The organism is Paraburkholderia dilworthii (assembly GCF_000472525.1).
GTDB lineage: Bacteria > Pseudomonadota > Gammaproteobacteria > Burkholderiales > Burkholderiaceae > Paraburkholderia > Paraburkholderia dilworthii.
The window spans coordinates 37,172-56,889 of sequence record NZ_AWZT01000044.1; the positions used below are offsets into that span (position 1 = coordinate 37,172).

The following is a 19,718-nucleotide window of genomic DNA, read 5'->3' on the forward strand; positions in this document are numbered from 1 at the left end:
GGGCGTCAGCCGGCGCGTGCCACGTGACTTCAGTGGCGAGTTTTCCGATCTACTTCTTCGTTACTTCTGGTATCCCGCCTGCTTCACCGCGCGATCCGCGGTGGCCTGGCCGGCTGCGAGCGCCTGGTCGACCGTCATCTGCCCGGCAATCGCGCCGGAGATGCTTTGACCGACCACAGTGCCGAACGACTGGAATTCAGGTATCCCAACGAATTGCACACCGGTGTACGGCACGGGCTTAAGCGTCGGATGCTCCGGATCAGCCGTTTCAATCGCCTTCAGCACGAAGTCGCCGAACGGCGCAGCCTGCTTGTACTCCGGGCGAGCGTAAGTCGATTGACGCGTTCCCGGCGGCACCGAAGCCCAGCCTTCATCTTTCGCGACGAGCTCGATGTACTGCTTCGACGTGGCCCACGTGATGAACTTCTTCGCCGCGTCAGCCTGCTTCGACGACTTCGGAATCGCCAGTGCCCAGGCCCACAGCCAATGCGAGCCCTTCGGCGTGACGGCCACCGGCGCAGCCGCGAAACCGACCTTGTCCGCGATCTGCGACTGCTGCTTGTTGTACAGCATGCCCGCTGCCACCGTCGCGTCGATCCACATCGCGCACTTGCCCGAGGACATCAGCGTGAGGTTCTCGTTGAAACCGTTCGAGCTTGCTCCCGGCGGGCCGTTCTTCTTCAGCAGATCGACGTAGAACGTGATGGCCTTCTTCCATTCCGGCGACGTGAGTTGCGCGTGCCACTTCTCGTCGAACCAGCGGCCGCCGAACGTGTTCACCACCGTCGTGCCATACGCCATGTTTTCGCCCCAGCCCGCCTTGCCGCGCAGGCAGATGCCGTACATGCCGTTGGCTTTGTCGGTGAGCTTGTCGGCGAATTGCGCGATCTGGTCGTAGGTCGGCTGGTCGGGCATTTTCAGGCCCTTCGCCGCGAACAGGTCTTTGCGGTAATACGTCATCGAGCTTTCGACGTAAAACGGCAGTGCGTACAACTGGCCGCCGGCGGAAAGGCCGTCGCGCGCCGTCTTCACGACGTCGTTCAGATCGTAATCGGCGGGCAGGTTCGTGAGCGGCGTGAGCCAGCCGCGCTTGCCCCATTGCGGCGTTTCATAGGCGCCGATCGTCATCACGTCGAACTGGCCGCTGCCGGTCGTGATGTCGGTCGTGGCGCGTTGACGTAGCACGTTTTCTTCGAGAATCACCCAGTTCAGCTTGATGTCCGGATTCGCCTTTTCGAATTCGGGCGACAGCTTCTTCAGCTCGATCATGTCCGGATTGTTCAGCGTGGCGATCGTCACCGTGGCTGCCGACGCGCTCAGCGCGAAGCACGCGACGGCGCCGGCGCTAACCGCCTTGAGCGCGGATTTGAGGGCGGGTTTCATGTGTGTTGTCTCCTTTCTCGTGCGTTATGTGATGCTGCGTTTGTTCTACGAAAATGGCGCTGGATAACGCGGTTCAACCGCTTAACTCATCCAGTTGCCGCCGTCGACGTTCAATGTTTGCGCGGTGATGTAGTCCGCATCCGCGGATGCGAGGAACAGTGCCGCGCCGGTCAGATCGTCGGGCACGCCCATGCGCCCGAGCGGCACGGCTTCGCCGACGAGCCGCTTCTTCTCGCCAAGCGGCCGGTTTTCATAACGGGCGAAAAGCGCGTCGACTTCTTTCCACATCGGCGTATCGACGACACCGGGCGCGATGCCGTTGACGTTGATCTTGTGCGGCGCGAGCGCCAAGGCGGCAGATTGCGTGTAGCTGAGCACCGCGGCCTTAGTCGCGCAGTAATGCGAGACGAGCGCTTCGCCGCGCCGCCCCGCTTGCGACGACATATTGATGATCTTGCCGCCGCGGCCTTGCTCGACCATCTGCCGCGCGACGGCTTGCATGAGAAAGAACATACCCTTCACATTGACCGCGAAGAGACGGTCGAACACGTCCCACGATTCGTCGAGGATCGGGCGCATGTCGAATAGAGCCGCATTGTTGAAGAGGATATCGACGCGGCCGAAGCGCTCCAGCGTGCTCGCCACGATGCGCTCGATATCTTCGCGGCGCGTGACATCCGCAGTGACCGTGAGCACGCGCTCGCCGTAGGAGGCGCGCAGCGTGTCGGCGAAACTGTCAGCCGGCTTCACGTCGACCAGCACGCATTGCGCGCCTTCGTCCAGGTAGCGCCGCGCCACGGCCTCGCCGATTCCGCTCGCCGCGCCCGTCAGGATGGCCACCTTGTCTTGCAATCGTGCCGCCACGCTTGTCTCCGGTTCGTTTCGCTTTTCGACACGCAGTGAGCGAACGCTCATTGCGCGATCAATTGCTCTGTTTGTGATCGAATCATCGGATACGCACCGGGTCATGTCAAGGCGCTCTCACAGATTTCGATGGTGCAGCGCGGAACGACCGGGCGACGCGCTTGCGTCGTTGTTGTACGCGCGTGCTGACAAGAAATCGGGATACGTTATATCATTCCGATCTCGATCCGCGACCGACCTTACATCCGCATGACGTCACCGACAGGAGATCCGCGCTGATGGCTACACCGAACGCACAACATCACGCCGTGCGGCTTGCGCATGCCGAAGCGCACGCCGCATTGCACGGCTTGTCGCTTACGCCGCTGCGGCGCCAGGTGTATGCGGCGATCGTCGCGAGCGAGAAGCCTGTCGGCGCATACGATCTGCTCGATGCGCTCGAACCCGCGCGCGGCCGCGTGCCGCCGACTAGCGTCTATCGCGCGCTCGATTTTCTGCTCGCGCACGGCTTCGTGCATCGCATCGAGTCGAAGAATGCATATGTGGCCTGCTGTGAAATCGGCGTGCCGCATTGCAGCCAGTTTCTGATGTGCGACCGCTGTGGCGCGACGGTCGAGATTCCCAGCGACGGCCTCGCCGAACAGTTGTCGCATAGCGCGCCGGCCCAAGGCTTCGAGGTTCATCGTCAGGTCGTCGAATTGAGCGGTGTTTGCGCGTTGTGCGCCCGTGCGTCGCGAACTTCGGCATCGGCATGAACCCAGTCGCCTCACATTTGCGATTCATTCACCCTCACGCAGTAGAACACCCAATGGAGAAGAGCACGATGTCGCTGTCCAGATATGTCGCCGCAGTCACAGCCGCGTTCGCGTTTAGCCATGCAGCATTTGCCGCGGATGCGAAAATCCCCGTGGTCGCCGCCGAAAATTTTTATGGCGATGTGGTGCAGCAACTGGGCGGCGATCGCGTCGACGTGACGAGCATTCTCAGCAACCCGGACCAGGACCCGCATCTGTTCGAAGCAAGCCCGAAGACAGCGCGCGCGTTGCAGCATGCGAGCCTTGTGGTCTACAACGGCGCCGACTACGATCCGTGGATGGCAAAATTGCTGGCCGCGTCGAAGGGCGCGAAGCACACGACAATCGTTGCGGCGGAGTTGACCGGCAAAAAGAGCGGCGACAATCCGCATCTCTGGTACGACCCGGCGACGATGCCCAAGGTGGCGCGCGCGGTGAACGAGGTGCTCGTCGCGGCTGACCCGGCGCACAAGTCGGCGTACGATGCGAACCTCGTGAAGTTTCTCGATTCGCTGAAACCGGTGCAAGCGAAGGCCGCCGAACTGCATGACCGCTACGCGGGCACGCCAGTGACGGCAACGGAGCCCGTGTTCGGCTATATGTCGGATGCAATCGGACTGAGTATGCGCAACATGCGCTTCCAGATGGCGGCAATGAACGACACAGAAGCCAGCGCATCCGACATCGCCGCATTCGAACGTGATCTGCGCGAAAAGCGCGTACGCGTGCTGATCTATAACAGCCAGGCAACCGAGGCTCTGACCAAACGCATGTTGAAGCTCGCGCAGCAATCGAACGTGCCGACCGTAAGCGTCACCGAGACCGAGCCGGCCGGCAACACCTATCAGACGTGGATGCTCTCGCAGCTCGACGCGCTCGGCGCAGCGCTCGCCAAAGGCGATGCGAGCAGCACGAAGGCAGCGGCCGGAGTCAAAGGAAAAACCCAATGAATGTTACTGGCCGCAGCACGCCAGCCAATGTATCGGCGAGCGGAGCGACGCCCACGGCAAGCCGCTCGCCCGTGCTCGAACTCGATCACGTCACGCTGGAACTCGGCGGCCGCACGATCTTGCGCGATGCCGGCTTCGTCGTGAATCAGGGCGAATTCATCGGCGTGCTGGGGCCGAACGGCGCGGGCAAGACCACGCTGATGCGCGCGGTGCTCGGCCTCGTGCCGGCGGCAAGCGGCACGATCCGCGTGCTGGGGCAGCCGGTGGAGCGCGGCAACGCGTCGATCGGTTATATGCCGCAAACGCGCAGCGCACTTGCCGGACGGCGCGTGCGTGGCCGCGATTTCGTCGCGATGGCGGCCGACGGCCACCGTTGGGGCCTGCCTCACGCGGACTCAAAAACGCGCGCGGATGTTGAGCGCGTGCTCGAACTGGTTGACGGCCGCAAGCTCGCCGAGCGGCCCTTATCCGAACTTTCGGGCGGCGAGCGGCAACGCCTGCTGCTCGCGCAATGTCTGCTTGGCGCGCCGAAACTGCTGCTGCTCGACGAACCGCTGATCAGCCTCGACCCGCATCATCAGAAGAGTGTGGTCGAACTCGTGCGGCGTGTGCAGCAGGAGCTCGGCATTGCCGTGCTGTTCTCGGCACACGAACTCAACCCGCTGCTCAACTCGCTCGATCGCGTGCTGTATCTCGGCAGCGGCGTGGCCGCGCTCGGCACCGTCGACGAGGTCATCACGCGGCCCGTGCTGTCGCGCCTCTACGGTTCGCCCATCGACGTGATGCGCGTGAACGGCCGCATCTTCGTGATGTCGGGCGGCGTCGAAGTGGAAAAGCACGATCACGAGCACGAACACGACGAGAACGGCGGGCATTCGCATGGACATGCCCACGATCACTCACACCAGTACGACTCACGCGACGGACACAAGCACGATGTTTGAATACGACTTCATGGTGAACGCCTTCGCGGCGTCGGGCATCGTCGCCGTGCTCGCTGGCGTGGTCGGCTATTTTCTCGTGATGCGCGGACAAACTTTCGCGGGGCACGCGCTTTCGCATGTCGGCTTCACCGGCGCGACTGGCGCAGTGCTGATCGGCATTTCGCCAATCTGGGGCATGGTCGGCTTTACGCTCGCGGCGGGCGTCGGCATGGGCGCGCTCGGCGAGCGCCTCGCCGGACGCGACGTCGCAATCGGCGTGATCCTGTCGCTGTCGCTCGGCTTCGGGCTGCTGTTTCTGCACTTCTTCACGGCCTATGCGACGCAGGTCACCGCGCTGCTGTTCGGCAACGTGCTCGGCGTGAACGAGTCGACGCTGGCTGTGCTGGCGGGCCTGGGCGTGGTCAGTCTGCTTGCGCTCGCGGCGATCATGCGGCCGTTGCTGTTCGCTTCATTGCAGCCCGAGCTGGCCGAAGCGAAGGGCGTGTCGTTGCGTCTCGTGTCGGTGCTGTTTCTCGCGATTACCGCCCTCGCCGTGGCCGCGTGCACGCAGATCGTCGGCGTGCTGCTGGTCTTCACACTGATGGTCGGCCCGGCCGCCGCCGCGCAGAATATGACGACGCGGCTTTCGGCCGGCCTCGTGCTCGCCGCCGTGTTCGCGCTGTTGCAGGCGTGGCTCGGAGTGACGCTCGCGTTCTACACCGACTGGCCGACGAGCTTCTGGATCACCGCGCTGTCGGCGGTGGTGTATGGCGGGAGTTTGCTGAGGCGTCGCTAAGCTTCAATGCGTTGGATGGGTTTGATGCGTTCAATGCGTTCGATGGCGGCCCGCAATGGTGCCGCCATCGGCATCAGAAAACTTCAGCCGAGCAACACCTTCGCGTGATGCGCGATGTGATCCTCGATGAAAGTCGAGATGAAGTAATAGCCGTGGTCGTAGCCCGCATGCCGGCGCAAGGTCAGCGGCTGGCCCGCCGCGCGGCATGCGGCTTCGAACACGTCGGGATACAACTGCTCGGCGAGAAACTGATCGGCGAGCCCTTGATCGACCAGAATCCCCTCCGCGAACTTGCGCGACGCGCGCACCACGAGTTCGCTTGAGTCGTATTCCTTCCATGCTTCGCGGTCGTCGCCGAGATAGCCGCCGAACGCTTTCTCGCCCCAAGGGCAGCGCGTGGGCGCGGCAATCGGCGCGAACGCCGACACCGAGCGATAGAACTCCGGATTGCGCAGCGCCAACATCAATGCACCGTGGCCGCCCATTGAATGACCGAAAATGCCGAGCCTCGAATCGTCGACGGGAAGTTCGTTCAGAACCGTTTCGCGCAGCTCGTCGCGTACATAGGAGTACATCCGATAGTGCCGCGCCCAGGGCTCCTGCGTTGCATCGACGTAAAAGCCCGCGCCCACGCCGAAGTCCCACGCGGCGCTCTCGCCCGGCACGCCCGCGCCGCGCGGGCTCGTATCCGGCGCGACGAGCGCCACGCCATGTCGCGCGGCGAAGCGCTGCGCACCGGCCTTGATCGCAAACGTCTCTTCGGTAGAGGTCAGCCCCGCGAGATAGAACAGCGCGGGCACCTTCGCGTCCGGCTTGAGGGCCTGCGGCGGCAGATATACCGAGAAGCGCATCGGCAGGCCGATGGTTTGCGACTCATGCCGATAAAAACGCTGCTCGCCGCCATGACAGGCGTGCGACGACAATAGCTCAAGCATCGTCTTGCTCCTTGTTGGTCGCGTTCGTTGAGCCGTGTTAATACAGCACGACCGAGCGGATCGACTCGCCCTTCTTCATCAGATCGAAGCCCTCGTTGATGCGTTCGAGCGGCAGACGGTGCGTAATCAGATCGTCGATATTGATCTTGCCTTCCATGTACCAGTCGACGATCTTCGGCACGTCCGTGCGGCCGCGCGCGCCGCCGAATGCAGAGCCTTTCCACTCGCGGCCGGTCACGAGCTGGAACGGACGCGTGCTGACCTCCTCGCCCGCCGCCGCCACGCCGATGATGAACGACTGGCCCCAGCCCTTATGCGTGCATTCGAGCGCCTGACGCATCACCTTCGTATTGCCGATGCATTCGAACGAATAGTCGGCGCCGCCGTCGGTAAGCTGCACGATGTGATCGACCACGTTCTCGACTTCGTTCGGGTTGATGAAGTGCGTCATGCCGAATTTCTTCGCGAGTTCGACGCGGCCCGGATTGATGTCCACGCCGATGATCTTGTCCGCTCCGACCATTTTCGCGCCCTGAATCACGTTCAGGCCGATGCCGCCGAGCCCGAACACCACCACGTTCGCGCCGGCTTCGACCTTCGCCGAATACACGACTGCGCCGACGCCCGTCGTCACGCCGCAGCCGATGTAGCAGATCTTGTCGAACGGCGCGTCTTCACGCACCTTGGCCACGGCGATTTCCGGCACGACGATGTAGTTGGAAAACGTGGACGTGCCCATGTAGTGAAACAAAGGCTTGCCGTCCAGCGAGAAACGCGAGGTGGCGTCGGGCATCAGGCCCTTGCCCTGCGTCGCGCGGATCGCCTGACACAGGTTGGTCTTGCGCGATAGACAGAATTTGCACTGACGGCATTCGGGCGTGTAAAGCGGAATGACGTGGTCGCCCTTCTTCAGCGTGCCGACGCCCGGACCAGTATCGACGATCACGCCCGCGCCTTCGTGGCCGAGAATCGCTGGGAAAATACCTTCTGGGTCGGCGCCCGAGAGCGTGTAGTAATCGGTGTGGCAGATACCGGTCGCTTTCACTTCGATCAGGACTTCGCCTGCGCGCGGGCCTTCGAGATCGACTTCTTCGATCGTCAGCGGTGCGCCCGCTTTCCATGCGATTGCTGCTTTGGTCTTCATCGTGAATGCTCCTGTGAGTCTGTGAATGCGACGCGCGTCGCGGTATGCGGCATGGCGGCGCGCGAATATCCTGGGATCATGCTGCGGTCGATGCCTGCGCCGCGTGAGCTACAGGCTAACGCATGAAAAGCGTCATGGTATTGCAAAGTGCGTCGCGGCATTGTCAGCAGGTGACATTACCGCTCTCCTCGTCAGGTGTCCGTGCCTGCGTCGAACCATGTTTCGACGCGGCCATACAGATCGACAAAACGTGCGTAGCGTTCGGCGAGCGCGCGATCGCCTCGCGGGCTGGCCACGAGCGTCGCACCGGGCGCGAGCGCAGCGAGGTCGTGCACGTGCCAGTGACCGCTTGCAATGCCGCCGAGGATGGCCGCGCCGCGCGGAGCGGCATTCGGACAATCGACTGCGTGCAGTTCTGCATTTAGCGTATCGGCGAGCAGTTGGCGCCAGCGCGCATCGACGGAACCGCCGCCTGCCAGCTTCAATGTCGTCACTGTCGCGCCGCTCGCGCGGATCGCGTCGAGCCCCGCGCGCAGCGAAAAGGCGACGCCTTCGAACGCGGCGCGCATCATCGCGCCGCGCGTGTGATCGAGAGCGAGCCCGAGCCAGCCGCCGCGCGCCGCGGGATTGAGCCACGGTGTGCGCTCGCCTGTGAGGTAAGGGAGGAAGGTCAGCGGCGGTGCTGTGGGGCTCGTTGTCGTTGCTGCGGCTATCGCGGCGGCGTTAGCGTTAGCGTTGGCGTTGGCGTTGGCGTTGGCGTTGGCGTTGGCGTTGGCGTTGGCGTTGACCATGATGCCCACTGCCTGGCCCGCCTGGTCGACGAAGGCTTCGCCATAGGCATCCGCCCATTCGTAGCATAGCCAGCCGCGCGCGCGCTCCAGCGCAATGCCCACGTTTTGCATGGCCGCCATTCGATACCAGTGGTCGCTCGCCGCCCGATAGCGATGCAGGCCTCTAACCGCCTGAGGCTCATGCTCGCCGAGCACGACGATCTGGCCACCGGTGCCGGTCGTCAGGAGCGCGTCACCGTCGCGCGCAAGTCCGCTGCCGAGCGCGGCGCATGGCGTGTCTGCGGCGCCAGTGGCGAGCACGATGCCCGCACGCAGGCCCAACGCCTGCGCCGCGCTATGCGACAGCACGCCGGCAGCTGCATACGACGGGCCCACCGGCGCGAACCACTCATGCGCAATGCCGAGCCGTTCGAGCAGCGCCACATCCCACGCGCCATCGAGATCGGCGAGCGCGGTCGCGCACGCGTCCGAAGGATCAGTCGCGACCGCGCCGCCAAGCGCGACTCGCAGCCAGTCTTTCGGCTGCAACGCCCAGCGCGTGCGGCGTGCGGACTCCGGTTCATGCAACGCGACCCAGCGCAGCAACGGACCGGCCATGCCGGGCGCCACCGGATTCGGCTGCGGCTCGGGCCACGCGTCGAGCAAAGCACTTGCGCGCGTGTCGGGCCACAGCATCGCGGGCCGCACCGCATTCCCCGCTTCGTCGATCATGACGACGCCGTGCATCTGGCCGGAAAAGCCAATTCCCTTGACCTCGCGACGCAGCCCATCGGGCAAGCGCGCAGCCGCTTCGCACAGCGCGCGCCACCACGTTTGCACCGACGTCTCCGCCCAGCCGGCGTGCGGCGTCTCGAGTGCGTACGCGACGCTCGCGACGGCCTGCTCATGGCCGTCTTCATCGACGATTGCGACTTTGAGGGAACCAGTGCCGAGGTCGATGCCGAGAAAGCTCATGAGCGATGGAGCGTCGTCAGTTAAGGTGTAAGTGAGAGTATGCGGACCGCGCCGCAAGCGCGAATTTTTGCCAGCCGCATGATGTGTGGGAAGCAGTTGCTGCCGCGTGCAGAACGCCGTCCAATCGCGGGTTAACCCCGCCGAGCGGCGAGTTGTACGAAAACACGACTATGCGCCAGCCCGGATACACCTCATCGATTCTCACATATATCGCGGCGGCTCGGGCACGCCAAGCGACTGCGCGCGCATCGCCGCTGCAAGGGGCTGACCGCCGATGGAACCGCCGCTCGCGCCAATTCCGGCTTTCAAAGTGGGCTCGCGCATATCGTCACCGGGAATGCCGGAATAGGCCCCAGCGGTCTTGTTGCGCTTTTTCGTCCCCGATACCTTGGAGTCATCCCAAAATCAGATTGTGGAGAGAGACGTTATGCAATCGAACACGGTTCACCCGTGCGACGAGCGGCTGCCCGCGGGCCAGTTGCTCACCCTCGGCATTCAGCACGTTTTGGTGATGTACGCCGGCGCCGTCGCGGTGCCGCTGATCGTCGGCGCGGCGCTGAAGCTGCCGAAAGACCAGATCGCGTTCCTGATCAGCGCCGACCTGTTCTCCTGCGGCATCGCCACGTTGATCCAGACGCTCGGCCTGTGGATCTTCGGCATCCGCTTGCCGGTGATCATGGGCTGCACGTTCGCCGCAGTCGGTCCGATGGTCGCGATCGGCACCAATCCATCGCTCGGCATTCTCGACATCTTCGGCTCGACGATCGCCGCCGGCGTGATCGGCATCCTGCTCGCGCCGGCCGTCGGCAAGCTGCTGCGCTTTTTCCCGCCGGTGGTGATCGGCGTGGTGATCTCGGTGATCGGGCTCTCGCTGATGGGCGTCGGCATCAACTGGGCAGCCGGCGGCGTGGGCAATCCCGACTATGGCAATCCGGTCTACCTCGGCCTCTCGCTGCTCGTGCTGATGCTGATCCTGCTCATCAACAAGTTCGCCAAGGGCTTCATCGCGAATATTTCGGTGCTGCTCGGCATTGTCGCGGGCTTCGTGATCGCGCTGGCGCTCGGCCGCGTCAACATGGACGGCGTGACGCACGCGCCGTGGGTCGGCTTCGTGATGCCGTTTCACTTCGGGCTGCCGCACTTCGATCCGCTGTCGATTGCAACGATGGTGACCGTGATGTTCGTCACCTTCATCGAATCGACGGGCATGTTCCTCGCGGTCGGCGATATGGTCGATCGTCCGGTCGATCAGAAAGCGCTGGTGCGCGGTTTGCGCGTGGATGGACTCGGCACGCTGATCGGCGGCATCTTCAACTCGTTTCCGCATACGTCGTTCTCACAGAACGTCGGGCTGATCGGCGTGACCGGCGTGAAGAGCCGCTTTGTCTGCGCGATGGGCGGCGTGATTCTGGTGCTGCTCGGCCTCTTTCCGAAGATGGCGCAAGTGGTCGCCTCGGTGCCCGCTTTCGTGCTCGGCGGCGCTGGCATCGTGATGTTCGGCATGGTCGCGGCCAACGGCATCAAGGTGCTGTCCAAGGTCGACTTCGTGAAGAATCACCACAACCTCTTCATCGTCGCGGTGAGTATTGGCCTCGGGCTCGTGCCGGTGGTATCGCCGCACTTCTTTTCGAAGCTGCCGCCCGCGTTGTCGCCGCTGCTGCACAGCGGGATTTTGCTGGCTTCGGTGTCTGCGGTCGTGCTGAATCTGATTTTCAATGGCGTCAAAAGCGAGAAGAAAGCGCAGTGCGAAATCCGCAAAGCCAGCCACGATTTCGACGGACGCAGCGGCAAGGAAGCGCCGCGCGATGAAATACTGCGTGCGGCGGATTTGCATTAGGTGAGGTCGGGACGCTGAATCGGTAAAGCGTTGAGCTTCACATGCAATGCACAGCCGGGCGGCTGGCTCACTCGATCCGCTCGGCCGCTGCAAAAGAAAACGCCACGGCATGCCGTGGCGTTTTTCTATCACCGGTCAATTACCGGTCGAACTGCCGCAATGCTCAGCCCGCGGTACCAGCGGAAGCCGCTGCCGGCGCACTCGCTGCACCGTAGTCGACGGGTGCATCGGCCGGACGCGGCTGCTCGCCGTTATGCTCGATCCAGCCGCCGCCGAGCGCCTGGTACAGCGTCACGAGGTTCTGCAAACGCTCCATGCGCGCGGTGATCAACGACTGCTGCGACGAATACAGATCGGTCTGCGCGGTCAGCACCGACAGGTAACTGTCGACCCCGTTCGTATAACGCAGGTTCGACAGATCCAGCCGACGCTGTTGCGCAAACGTGTTGCGCTCGAGCGACTGAATCTGCTGATCGTACGTGCCGCGCGCGGCCAGTGCGTCCGCCACCTCGCGGAAGGCCGTCTGGATCGCCTTTTCATACGTGGCGATCTGGACGTTCTTCTGGATGTTGGCCACATCGAGGTTGGCCAGGTTCTGGCCGCCTTCGAAAATCGGCAACGTGATCGACGGCGCGAAGCTCCACGCCGCCGAACCCGGCTTGAACAGGCCGCCGAGCGTCGGGCTCAGCGTACCGAAGCTGCCGGTGAGCGAAACCTTCGGGAAAAACGCCGCGCGCGCCGCGCCGATATTCGCGTTCGCCGCGAGCAGATTCTCCTCGGCCTCCATGATGTCCGGACGACGCGTCAGCAGATCGGACGGCAGACCCGCCGGAATATCCGTGAGGAGATTCTGGTCGCTCAACGTGAGGCCCGGCGGCAGGTCGGCGGGCAGCGGCTCGCCGAGCAGCAGCACCAGCGCGTTTTCGGCCTGAGCGCGCAAACGCTCCTGCGCCTGCAAGTTCGCCTGTGCCTGCTCGACCACGGTCTGCGCCTGACGCAGATCGAGTTCGGAGCCGGTGCCGTTGTCGAACTGCAGCTTCGTGATGCGATACGACTCGTGCGCCGTTTTCAGCGTGCCTTGTGTGACATTCAGCAGATCGTCGAGCTCGAGCACCGTCAGATACTGATTCGCCACCTGCGAGACCAGCGCGATTTCAGCCGCCTTGCGCGCCTGAGCCGTGGCCAGGTATTGAGCCAACGCCTGGTCCTTCAGGCTTTGAATGCGCCCGAAGAAGTCGATTTCCCACGAAGCGTTCAGACCAACCGAATATGAGTTCGAGATCGTATTGCCGAACACCGACAGGTCTTTCGGCGTTCGCTGTTTGCTTTGCGATGCCGCGGCGTCGAGCGTCGGGAACAGACCCGCGCGGACGATCCGGAACTGCGCTTGCGAGGCCTGCATGTTCAGCACCGACACGCGCAGATCGCGGTTGTTCTTCAGCGCAATTTCGATCAACCGCTGCATGCGCGGATCGACGAAGAAATCGCGCCAGCCGATGTCCGCCGCCGCCTGGCCGTTCGCGCTGCGCGCGCCGGCTGCGCCTGGCTGCGTCGCGCCCGGCTGCGTGTCGTACACGCCGCCGGTGGGGAACGTGCTCGTCACCGGCGCGGCGGGGCGTTCGTACTTCGGCGCCATCGTGCAACCGGCGGCGAGGAACGCGACCGCCACTGCAATCAAAGAGTGTTTTTGCATCTCAATGTCCGTCCTTGCCCGAGCCATTGCGGTCCGACCCGCCAGCCGCCCCGCCATCTTGCGGATCATGCGGATGGTGCTGGTTGTAGTGTGCGAGCGCCTCGTCCGGGTCTTCCTTCTCGCCGCCAAACTTCGCGCGGATCACGACGAAGAACATCGGGATCATGAAAATCGCGAGGAAGGTCGCCGTCAACATACCGCCGATCACGCCGGTGCCGATTGCGTGCTGGCTCGCCGAGCCAGCGCCGTTGCTGATCGCGAGCGGCATCACGCCGAGAATGAACGCAAGCGAGGTCATCAGAATCGGACGCAGCCGCAGACGCGCCGCTTCCAGCGCGGCCTCGACCGGCCCTATTCCCTCGCTCTGCTGCAACTCGCGCGCGAACTCCACGATCAGAATCGCGTTCTTCGCCGACAGCCCCACCGTGGTCAGGAGACCGACCTGGAAGAACACGTCGTTCTCGAGCCCGCGCAGCGTGGCGGCCAGCAGTGCGCCGATCACGCCGAGCGGCACCACCATGATCACCGAGAACGGGATCGACCAGCTCTCATACAGCGCCGCGAGACACAGGAACACGACGAGGATCGAAATGCCGTAGAGGATCGGCGCCTGCGAGCCGGACTGGCGTTCCTGCAACGACAGGCCCGTCCATTCGTAGCCGATACCCGCGGGCAGTTTCGCCACGAGCGCTTCCATTGCCGTCATCGCCTGACCGGTCGACTTGCCCGGTGCCGCCGCGCCCTGGATTTCCACCGCGGAAATACCGTTGTAGCGCTCGAGCTTCGGCGAACCGTAGGTCCACTGACCGCTTGCGAACGACGAGAATGGCACCATGCCACCCGCCGTGTTGCGCACGTACCAGGCGTTCAGGTCTTCCGGCTTCATACGGAATGGTGCATCGCCCTGCATGTACACCTTCTTGATCCGGCCATCGGTATCGAGGAAGTTGTTCACGTATTGCGAGGCCCACGCGATCGAGAACGTCTGGTCGATTGCGGACAGCGATACGCCGAGCGCAGACGCCTTTTCATGGTCGATGCTCACCTTGAACTGCGGCGTATCGTTCAGGCCGTTCGGACGCACCTGAGCCAGCGTCGGATCTTGCGCAGCCATGCCGAGCAGCATGTTGCGCGCTTCCATCAGCTTTTCGTGGCCAACACCCGCACGGTCCTGCAACTCGAAGTCGAAGCCCGCGGCCGTGCCGAGTTCCGGAATCGACGGCGGATTCACCGGGTACACGAGCGCGCCCTTGTAGCTGGCGAAGTGCATGAATAAGCGGCCCACCAGCGCCTGGACCTTTTCATTCGCATGCTGACGCTGCGCGTAGTCCTTCATCCGCACGAACACGAGACCGGCGTTCTGGCCGCGGCCCGCGAAGCTGAAGCCGTTCACCGTGAAGGTGGATTCGACAATCGCCTTCTCACCGTCGAGCAGGTAGTCAGAAACGTCCTTCAGCGCGCGCGCCGTGGTTTCCTGCGTCGAGCCGGACGGCGTTTGCACCAGCACGAACATCGTGCCCTGGTCTTCGTCGGGCAGGAACGACTTCGGCAGGCGCACGAACAGGAGGCCAACCGCGAAGATCACCACCATGTAGATGATGAGCCAGCGGCCCGAGCGCTTGATCACGTGGTGCACGCCCGAGTGGTACTTATCGCGGCTCTTGTTGAAGTTCCGGTTGAACCAGCCGAAGAAGCCCTTCTTTTCCTCGTGATGACCTTGCGGAATCGGCTTGAGGATCGTCGCGCACAAGGCCGGCGTCAAAATCAACGCGACCAGCACCGACAGCACCATCGCGGCCACGATCGTCAGCGAGAACTGCCGGTAAATCGCGCCGACCGAACCGCCCGAGAACGCCACCGGCACGAACACCGCCGACAGCACGAGCGCCACGCCGATCAGCGCGCCGGTAATCTGGTCCATCGCCTTACGCGTGGCTTCACGAGGCGACAAGCCCTCCTCTGCCATCACCCGCTCGACGTTTTCCACCACCACGATCGCATCATCCACCAGCAGACCGATTGCCAGCACGAGGCCGAACATGGACAGCGTGTTGATCGAGAAGCCCACCATGCTCATGATCGCGAACGTGCCCAGCAGCACCACCGGCACGGCGATCGTCGGGATCAGCGTGGCGCGCAGGTTCTGCAGGAACAGGTACATGACCAGGAACACCAGCACGATACCTTCGAGCAGCGTCTTGACCACTTCCTCGATCGACAGACGCACGAACGGCGTGGTGTCGTACGGGTACTTCACCACGAGACCATGCGGGAAGTATTTCGACAACTCGTCGATCTTCGCGCGCACCGCCTTGGCCGTTGCCAGCGCGTTCGCGCCCGTCGCGAGCTGGATACCGAAGCCCGCGGTCGGCTGACCGTTGTACTTGGTGTCGAAGTTGTAGTTTTCACCGCCGAGCTCGACGCGCGCCACGTCCTTGATGCGGACTTGCGAGCCGTCAGGATTGACCTTCAACAGCACGTTGCGGAACTGTTCGGGCGTATTGAGCAGCGTGGCTTCCGTGATGGTCGCCTGCAGCACCTGCCCCGGCACCGACGGGGTGCCGCCGAGCGAGCCGCCCGCAACCTGCACGTTCTGCGCCTGCAATGCCGTCTGCACATCCACCGGCGTCAAGCCGAAGTTGGTGAGCTTGTTCGCGTCGAGCCAGATACGCATCGCATACTGCGAGCCGAACAGCGTGACCGTGCCCACGCCGTCGATACGGCTGACCGGGTCCTGCACGTTCGACGCGACGTAGTTCGCGAGGTCGTACTTGTTCATGCTGCCGTCTTCGGACACGAACGCCATGACCAGCAGGAAGCTGCTGCTCGACTTCGTGACCTTGGTGCCCAACTGCTGCACCGCTTCGGGCAACAGCGGCGTGGCGAGTTGCAGCTTGTTCTGCACCTGCACCTGCGCGATGTCAGGATTGGTGCCGGCCGCGAACGTCAGCGTGATGGTTGCCGTACCCGAGTCGTCCGAAGTGGACGACAGATACAGCAAGTGGTCGAGACCACTCATCTGCTGCTCGATCACCTGCGTGACGGTGTTTTCCACCGTCTTCGCCGAAGCGCCCGGATACGTTGCGCTGATCTGCACAGCCGGCGGAGCGATGGTCGGGTATTGCGCGATCGGCAATGTGAACACCGACGCGATACCCGCGAGCATCAGAATGATGGCGATCACCCATGCAAAAATCGGGCGATCAATAAAGAACTTTGCCATGTGGCGGGCTCCCTGTTATTACGCGCCCGATGCTGCGGAGGCAGGTTGAGCCGTCTGCGCGCTGCCGCTGGCGGCCGGCGCACCTTGAGCGGCTGCGCCGGAGGCGGGCGAGGCGGGAAGTTGCGCGGCAACAGCCTTGACCTGCATGCCCGGTTTCGCCTTGTCTGTGCCCTGCACGATCACGCGGTCGCCGGCTTTCAGGCCGCTCTCGACCACCCAGTTCGAACCGTACGTGCCCGAAGTGACGAGCTGGCGCAACGCGACCTTGTTGTCCTGACCGACGACGAGCGCGGTCGGCTGACCCTTCTGGTCGTGCGTGATGCCGACTTGCGGGACGACGAGCGCGTTCTCGTTCACGCCTTCCTCGATCTTCGCGCGCACGAACATGCCCGGCAGCAGCACCTTGTCCTTGTTCTGGAAGATCGCGCGAACCGTGACCGAACCGGTGCTCTGGTCGACCGTGACGTCGGTGAACTGGAGCTTGCCTTTTTCCGAATACGTGCGACCGTCTTCGAGGATCAGCGAGACCTTGGCCGCGTCAGGACCATTCGTCTTCAGACGCCCTTCCTGGATTTCGCGGCGCAGCTTCAGGCCGTCGAGGCTCGATTGCGTCAGGTCCACGTAGACCGGATCGAGTTGCTGGACCGTGGCGAGCAGCGTCGCGGCGCTCGCCTGCACATAAGCACCCGGCGTGACTTGCGACACGCCGATCTGGCCCGTCACCGGCGAGGTCACGTCCGTATAGCCGAGGTTGATCTGCGCGGTCTCGACTGCCGCCTTGCCGGCGGCGACGTCGGCGGCGGCCTGGCCTTGCGCGGCCACTGCGTTGTCATAGTCCTGCTTGCTGACCGCATTGGCGGCCACCAGCACCTTGTAGCGATTCGCCTGCGCCGTGGTGGACGCTAGGTTGGCCTGCGCCTTGGCGAGCGTCGCCTTGGCGTTGTTCAGTGTGGCGATGTACGGCGCCGGATCGATCTTGTACAGACGTTGGCCGGCCTTGACCTGACCGCCTTCGGTGAACTCGCGGCGCAGCACGATGCCGTCGACCCGCGCACGCACTTGCGCGACGAGGAAAGCACTGGTGCGGCCCGGCAATTCGGTGACGACAGGTACGGTAGTCGGCTGGACTGTGACGACGCCAACTTCGGGCGTCTGTTGCGGCGGGGCAGATTGTTTTGGTCCGCATGCTGCCAGCAATACGGCAGCCGTCGCGGCACTGATTAAGCGGAATGGAACCCGTTCGACGCGCATGGAGCGACCTCTGTCTAGGACTGAGAATGAAAAAGTGCGCGCATCCCTACCCCGGGGACGACGGCGCACACATGCGTCTTGCGACGCTCGACCGGATGCCCAGGATGCAGACTGAAGCTGCGAGGCATCCTGAGCCAAATGCGCCATACCGGGAAATGCCGCACGGCGCCGCGCGTTGAAGCACGGCGCGTAAGCGTTTGAAAGGCAACAGTGACGGATATTAACCGGTCGTCACAGCTTGGGCTATCCGATCGTGGGGTGCTATTATATATACATTCACGAATGAATGTAAAAGTGCGTTACTTCTCCTACGAGGCGCGACCCGGAAGAAAGCTTCGCCAAACAGTTCAGGGCAAACGGATTGTCATCGAGCGTACTTAAAAGCGCTCGGGGAAACCCGCAATCAGGCAGGTTATACAAATATGGTCCGAAGAACCAAAGAAGAAGCGCTGGAGACGCGCAACAGCATCCTCGACGCAGCCGAGCGGGTCTTTTTCGAAAAAGGCGTTTCGCGCACGTCGCTCGCGGACATCGCGCAGGCGGCGGGCGTCACCCGCGGCGCCATTTATTGGCACTTCTCGCACAAGAGCGATCTGTTCACCGAAATGTTCGACCGCGTGCTGCTGCCGCTGGACGAGCTCAAAGCTGCGTCGCTCGACCCTAATGAGCCCGATCCGCTCGGGCGTCTGATGGAAATCTGCATTGTCTGCGTGCGCGATACCGCGAACGATCCGCGCCGCCGCCGCGTGTTCGACATCCTGTTTCTGAAGTGCGAGCTAGTCGAAGAGATGGGACCGGTAATGGTCCGCTACCAGACAAACATGCGCGAGGCGTTGACCAAGATCGAAGGCGGCTTGCGCAATGCGATCTCGAAAGGGCAATTGCCAGCGGACCTCGATACGAAGCTGGCTGCGGCGATGGTGCATGCGTTTGTCGGCGGGTCGCTGCGCGACATGCTGTTCCTGCCCGATGCAACCGATTTCGCCGCGCTTGGCGAGCGGATGGTCGAAGGGATTTTCGACGCGCTGCGCTTGAGCCCGGCGCTGCGCAAATCAACGTGAAACGGCGGCCAGCCGGCCGGGCGCTATCCGTGCCCGCTGTGAGCGCTAGCTGTCGGCGCGGTGATTGCGAGCGCCCCTCTTAGCCATACTGGCAACCCTCCTGGCGGCGTTATTGGCGCCACGTGTTGCGCGCTCGTTCCGGCGGTTCTGGTTGCCGCGTTTGGCCAGCGTTCGTCGCGGCCTTTCGGCCGCGTCCCTCAAGCGCCGTTCAGCGATTCCGGCTGCGCGCCTTCTGATTGGATGCATAAATGTTGCCGCGCTCGAGCGGCACACCGCGACTCACGGCGGCAAGCCATTCGTCCGTGCTCGTCACCGCCGCAAAGCGCGATTGCAACACCACGCTGAACACGCGATGAATGTCTTCGGCGCTCGCAAAGCCCGCGCTGTTTTCATAGGGCACCGAGCCCGTCGCATCGTGCAGGAATTCGACGGCGAGGCCCGCATGGACCGCGTGGTTGATCGTCGACGCATCGCAGTTGTGCGTCATGTAGCCGACTACCGTAAGCGTGTCGATATGCCGTGCGGCTAGCCAGTCGGCGAGGTCGGTGCCGGTGAAGGCGCTGGGAAGCGATTTTTCGACGTAGTGATCGCGCTCGCGAGAACCGACCGCTGGGTGCAGTTCGGCGCCCGTGCTGCCGCGGGCGAACAGCGGCGAGCTGGCCGGCGCGAAGTTCTGCACGACCACCACCGGCACGCCTGCGGCGCGCGCCGCGTCCATCGCGCGGCCGATGTTGGCGAGCGAACTCTGCACCTCAGGATATTCGATCGGCAGATCGCCGCTCACGTATTCGTTCTGCACGTCGATGACGATTAGCGCACGGCAGGGTGTGGTCATGACAGGACTCCTGTGGAAGTTAATAAGTTGGCGCGGCGCAGATTCGCGATCTTCGGGGTGAGCGAAGGCCGCCGCGATGACGCATTGTTCGCTTGCGCTCGTTTCGGTAACAGCGGCCCGATTGACAATATTCGCTAGAATCGGGCCATCGCCATCGTCGCTTCACGAGGTGCCGGACTCATGGTCACATCTGCCGTTTCTGCCGTTTCTGCCGTTTCTGCCGTTTCTGCCGTTTCTGCCGTTTCTGCCGTTTCTGCCGTTTCTGCCGTTTCTGCCGTTTCTGC

At 63.3% G+C, this 19,718-nt stretch carries 15 protein-coding genes; 6 read left to right on the forward strand and 9 right to left on the reverse strand.

The annotated features are described in order from the left end of the window. Positions 1 to 60 precede the first annotated feature (60 nt). Together F759_RS0128145 and F759_RS0128150 are read right to left on the reverse strand one after the other, a co-directional pair. Positions 61 to 1,383, reverse strand: a complete 1,323-nt coding sequence (locus tag F759_RS0128145; RefSeq protein ID WP_027802809.1) for an ABC transporter substrate-binding protein — start codon at positions 1,381 to 1,383, stop codon at positions 61 to 63. An 81-nt stretch (positions 1,384 to 1,464) separates the two neighbouring features. After that, positions 1,465 to 2,247, reverse strand: coding sequence for an L-iditol 2-dehydrogenase (locus F759_RS0128150; protein WP_027802810.1), 783 nt, complete (start codon positions 2,245 to 2,247; stop codon positions 1,465 to 1,467). 278 nt (positions 2,248 to 2,525) lie between these two features. Between F759_RS0128150 and F759_RS0128155 the strand changes: the two genes are divergently transcribed. From F759_RS0128155 to F759_RS0128170, 4 genes are all read left to right on the forward strand, one after another. Next, complete coding sequence (locus F759_RS0128155) at positions 2,526 to 3,002, forward strand: Fur family transcriptional regulator (protein ID WP_027802811.1); 477 nt, start codon at positions 2,526 to 2,528, stop codon at positions 3,000 to 3,002. 68 nt (positions 3,003 to 3,070) lie between these two features. Further along, positions 3,071 to 3,991 (forward strand): metal ABC transporter solute-binding protein, encoded by a 921-nt coding sequence (locus tag F759_RS0128160; protein WP_407668557.1) that lies wholly within the window; start codon positions 3,071 to 3,073, stop codon positions 3,989 to 3,991. Continuing rightward, positions 3,988 to 4,935 carry an ABC transporter ATP-binding protein gene (locus F759_RS0128165; RefSeq protein ID WP_027802813.1) on the forward strand — a complete coding sequence of 316 codons (948 nt, stop codon included), beginning with the start codon at positions 3,988 to 3,990 and terminating at the stop codon, positions 4,933 to 4,935. Before F759_RS0128160 ends, F759_RS0128165 begins: the two co-directional genes overlap by 4 nt. After that, positions 4,928 to 5,710 carry a metal ABC transporter permease gene (locus F759_RS0128170; RefSeq protein WP_027802814.1) on the forward strand — a complete coding sequence of 261 codons (783 nt, stop codon included), beginning with the start codon at positions 4,928 to 4,930 and terminating at the stop codon, positions 5,708 to 5,710. Before F759_RS0128165 ends, F759_RS0128170 begins: the two co-directional genes overlap by 8 nt. An 83-nt stretch (positions 5,711 to 5,793) precedes the next feature. Here F759_RS0128170 and fghA read toward each other — a convergent pair whose 3' ends face one another. From fghA to F759_RS0128185, 3 genes are all read right to left on the reverse strand, one after another. Beyond that, positions 5,794 to 6,645, reverse strand: a complete 852-nt coding sequence (fghA, locus tag F759_RS0128175) for an S-formylglutathione hydrolase (RefSeq protein ID WP_027802815.1) — start codon at positions 6,643 to 6,645, stop codon at positions 5,794 to 5,796. Between the two features lie 37 nt (positions 6,646 to 6,682). Further along, on the reverse strand, positions 6,683 to 7,789 hold the full coding sequence (locus tag F759_RS0128180; protein WP_027802816.1) for an S-(hydroxymethyl)glutathione dehydrogenase/class III alcohol dehydrogenase: 1,107 nt from the start codon (positions 7,787 to 7,789) through the stop codon (positions 6,683 to 6,685). 191 nt (positions 7,790 to 7,980) lie between these two features. Continuing rightward, positions 7,981 to 9,534 carry a xylulokinase gene (locus F759_RS0128185; protein WP_027802817.1) on the reverse strand — a complete coding sequence of 518 codons (1,554 nt, stop codon included), beginning with the start codon at positions 9,532 to 9,534 and terminating at the stop codon, positions 7,981 to 7,983. 427 nt (positions 9,535 to 9,961) lie between these two features. On the opposite strand from F759_RS0128185, the gene F759_RS0128195 reads away from it, so the two are divergent. Next, positions 9,962 to 11,371 carry a nucleobase:cation symporter-2 family protein gene (locus tag F759_RS0128195; protein WP_027802818.1) on the forward strand — a complete coding sequence of 470 codons (1,410 nt, stop codon included), beginning with the start codon at positions 9,962 to 9,964 and terminating at the stop codon, positions 11,369 to 11,371. A 163-nt stretch (positions 11,372 to 11,534) separates the two neighbouring features. Here F759_RS0128195 and F759_RS0128200 read toward each other — a convergent pair whose 3' ends face one another. Genes F759_RS0128200 through F759_RS0128210 form a run of 3 tightly spaced genes read right to left on the reverse strand, consistent with a single transcriptional unit; the run spans position 11,535 to position 17,538 of the window. Continuing rightward, complete coding sequence (locus F759_RS0128200; RefSeq protein ID WP_027802819.1) at positions 11,535 to 13,064, reverse strand: efflux transporter outer membrane subunit; 1,530 nt, start codon at positions 13,062 to 13,064, stop codon at positions 11,535 to 11,537. A 1-nt stretch (position 13,065) separates the two neighbouring features. Continuing rightward, positions 13,066 to 16,287 carry an efflux RND transporter permease subunit gene (locus F759_RS0128205; protein WP_027802820.1) on the reverse strand — a complete coding sequence of 1,074 codons (3,222 nt, stop codon included), beginning with the start codon at positions 16,285 to 16,287 and terminating at the stop codon, positions 13,066 to 13,068. 18 nt (positions 16,288 to 16,305) lie between these two features. Next, positions 16,306 to 17,538: an efflux RND transporter periplasmic adaptor subunit gene (locus F759_RS0128210; RefSeq protein WP_027802821.1), complete on the reverse strand. Its 1,233-nt coding sequence runs from the start codon at positions 17,536 to 17,538 to the stop codon at positions 16,306 to 16,308. Positions 17,539 to 17,960: 422 nt separating this feature from the next. Between F759_RS0128210 and F759_RS0128215 the strand changes: the two genes are divergently transcribed. Continuing rightward, entirely contained in the window at positions 17,961 to 18,599 is a 639-nt protein-coding gene (locus tag F759_RS0128215) for a TetR family transcriptional regulator (protein WP_027802822.1), read from the forward strand. Between the two features lie 208 nt (positions 18,600 to 18,807). Here F759_RS0128215 and F759_RS0128220 read toward each other — a convergent pair whose 3' ends face one another. After that, entirely contained in the window at positions 18,808 to 19,434 is a 627-nt protein-coding gene (locus tag F759_RS0128220) for a cysteine hydrolase family protein (protein WP_027802823.1), read from the reverse strand. Between the last annotated feature and the right edge of the window lie 284 nt (positions 19,435 to 19,718).

Bases quoted from the DNA above. Each gene is read 5' to 3' on its own strand.
- F759_RS0128145 (WP_027802809.1), bottom strand. From the start codon at position 1,383: ATGAAACCCGCCCTCAAATCCGCGCTCAAGGCGGTTAGCGCCGGCGCC.
- F759_RS0128155 (WP_027802811.1), top strand. From the start codon at position 2,526: ATGGCTACACCGAACGCACAACATCACGCCGTGCGGCTTGCGCATGCC.
- F759_RS0128160 (WP_407668557.1), top strand. From the start codon at position 3,071: ATGTCGCTGTCCAGATATGTCGCCGCAGTCACAGCCGCGTTCGCGTTT.
- F759_RS0128165 (WP_027802813.1), top strand. From the start codon at position 3,988: ATGAATGTTACTGGCCGCAGCACGCCAGCCAATGTATCGGCGAGCGGA.
- F759_RS0128170 (WP_027802814.1), top strand. From the start codon at position 4,928: ATGTTTGAATACGACTTCATGGTGAACGCCTTCGCGGCGTCGGGCATC.
- fghA (WP_027802815.1), bottom strand. From the start codon at position 6,645: ATGCTTGAGCTATTGTCGTCGCACGCCTGTCATGGCGGCGAGCAGCGT.
- F759_RS0128180 (WP_027802816.1), bottom strand. From the start codon at position 7,789: ATGAAGACCAAAGCAGCAATCGCATGGAAAGCGGGCGCACCGCTGACG.
- F759_RS0128185 (WP_027802817.1), bottom strand. From the start codon at position 9,534: ATGAGCTTTCTCGGCATCGACCTCGGCACTGGTTCCCTCAAAGTCGCA.
- F759_RS0128195 (WP_027802818.1), top strand. From the start codon at position 9,962: ATGCAATCGAACACGGTTCACCCGTGCGACGAGCGGCTGCCCGCGGGC.
- F759_RS0128200 (WP_027802819.1), bottom strand. From the start codon at position 13,064: ATGCAAAAACACTCTTTGATTGCAGTGGCGGTCGCGTTCCTCGCCGCC.
- F759_RS0128205 (WP_027802820.1), bottom strand. From the start codon at position 16,287: ATGGCAAAGTTCTTTATTGATCGCCCGATTTTTGCATGGGTGATCGCC.
- F759_RS0128210 (WP_027802821.1), bottom strand. From the start codon at position 17,538: ATGCGCGTCGAACGGGTTCCATTCCGCTTAATCAGTGCCGCGACGGCT.
- F759_RS0128215 (WP_027802822.1), top strand. From the start codon at position 17,961: ATGGTCCGAAGAACCAAAGAAGAAGCGCTGGAGACGCGCAACAGCATC.
- F759_RS0128220 (WP_027802823.1), bottom strand. From the start codon at position 19,434: ATGACCACACCCTGCCGTGCGCTAATCGTCATCGACGTGCAGAACGAA.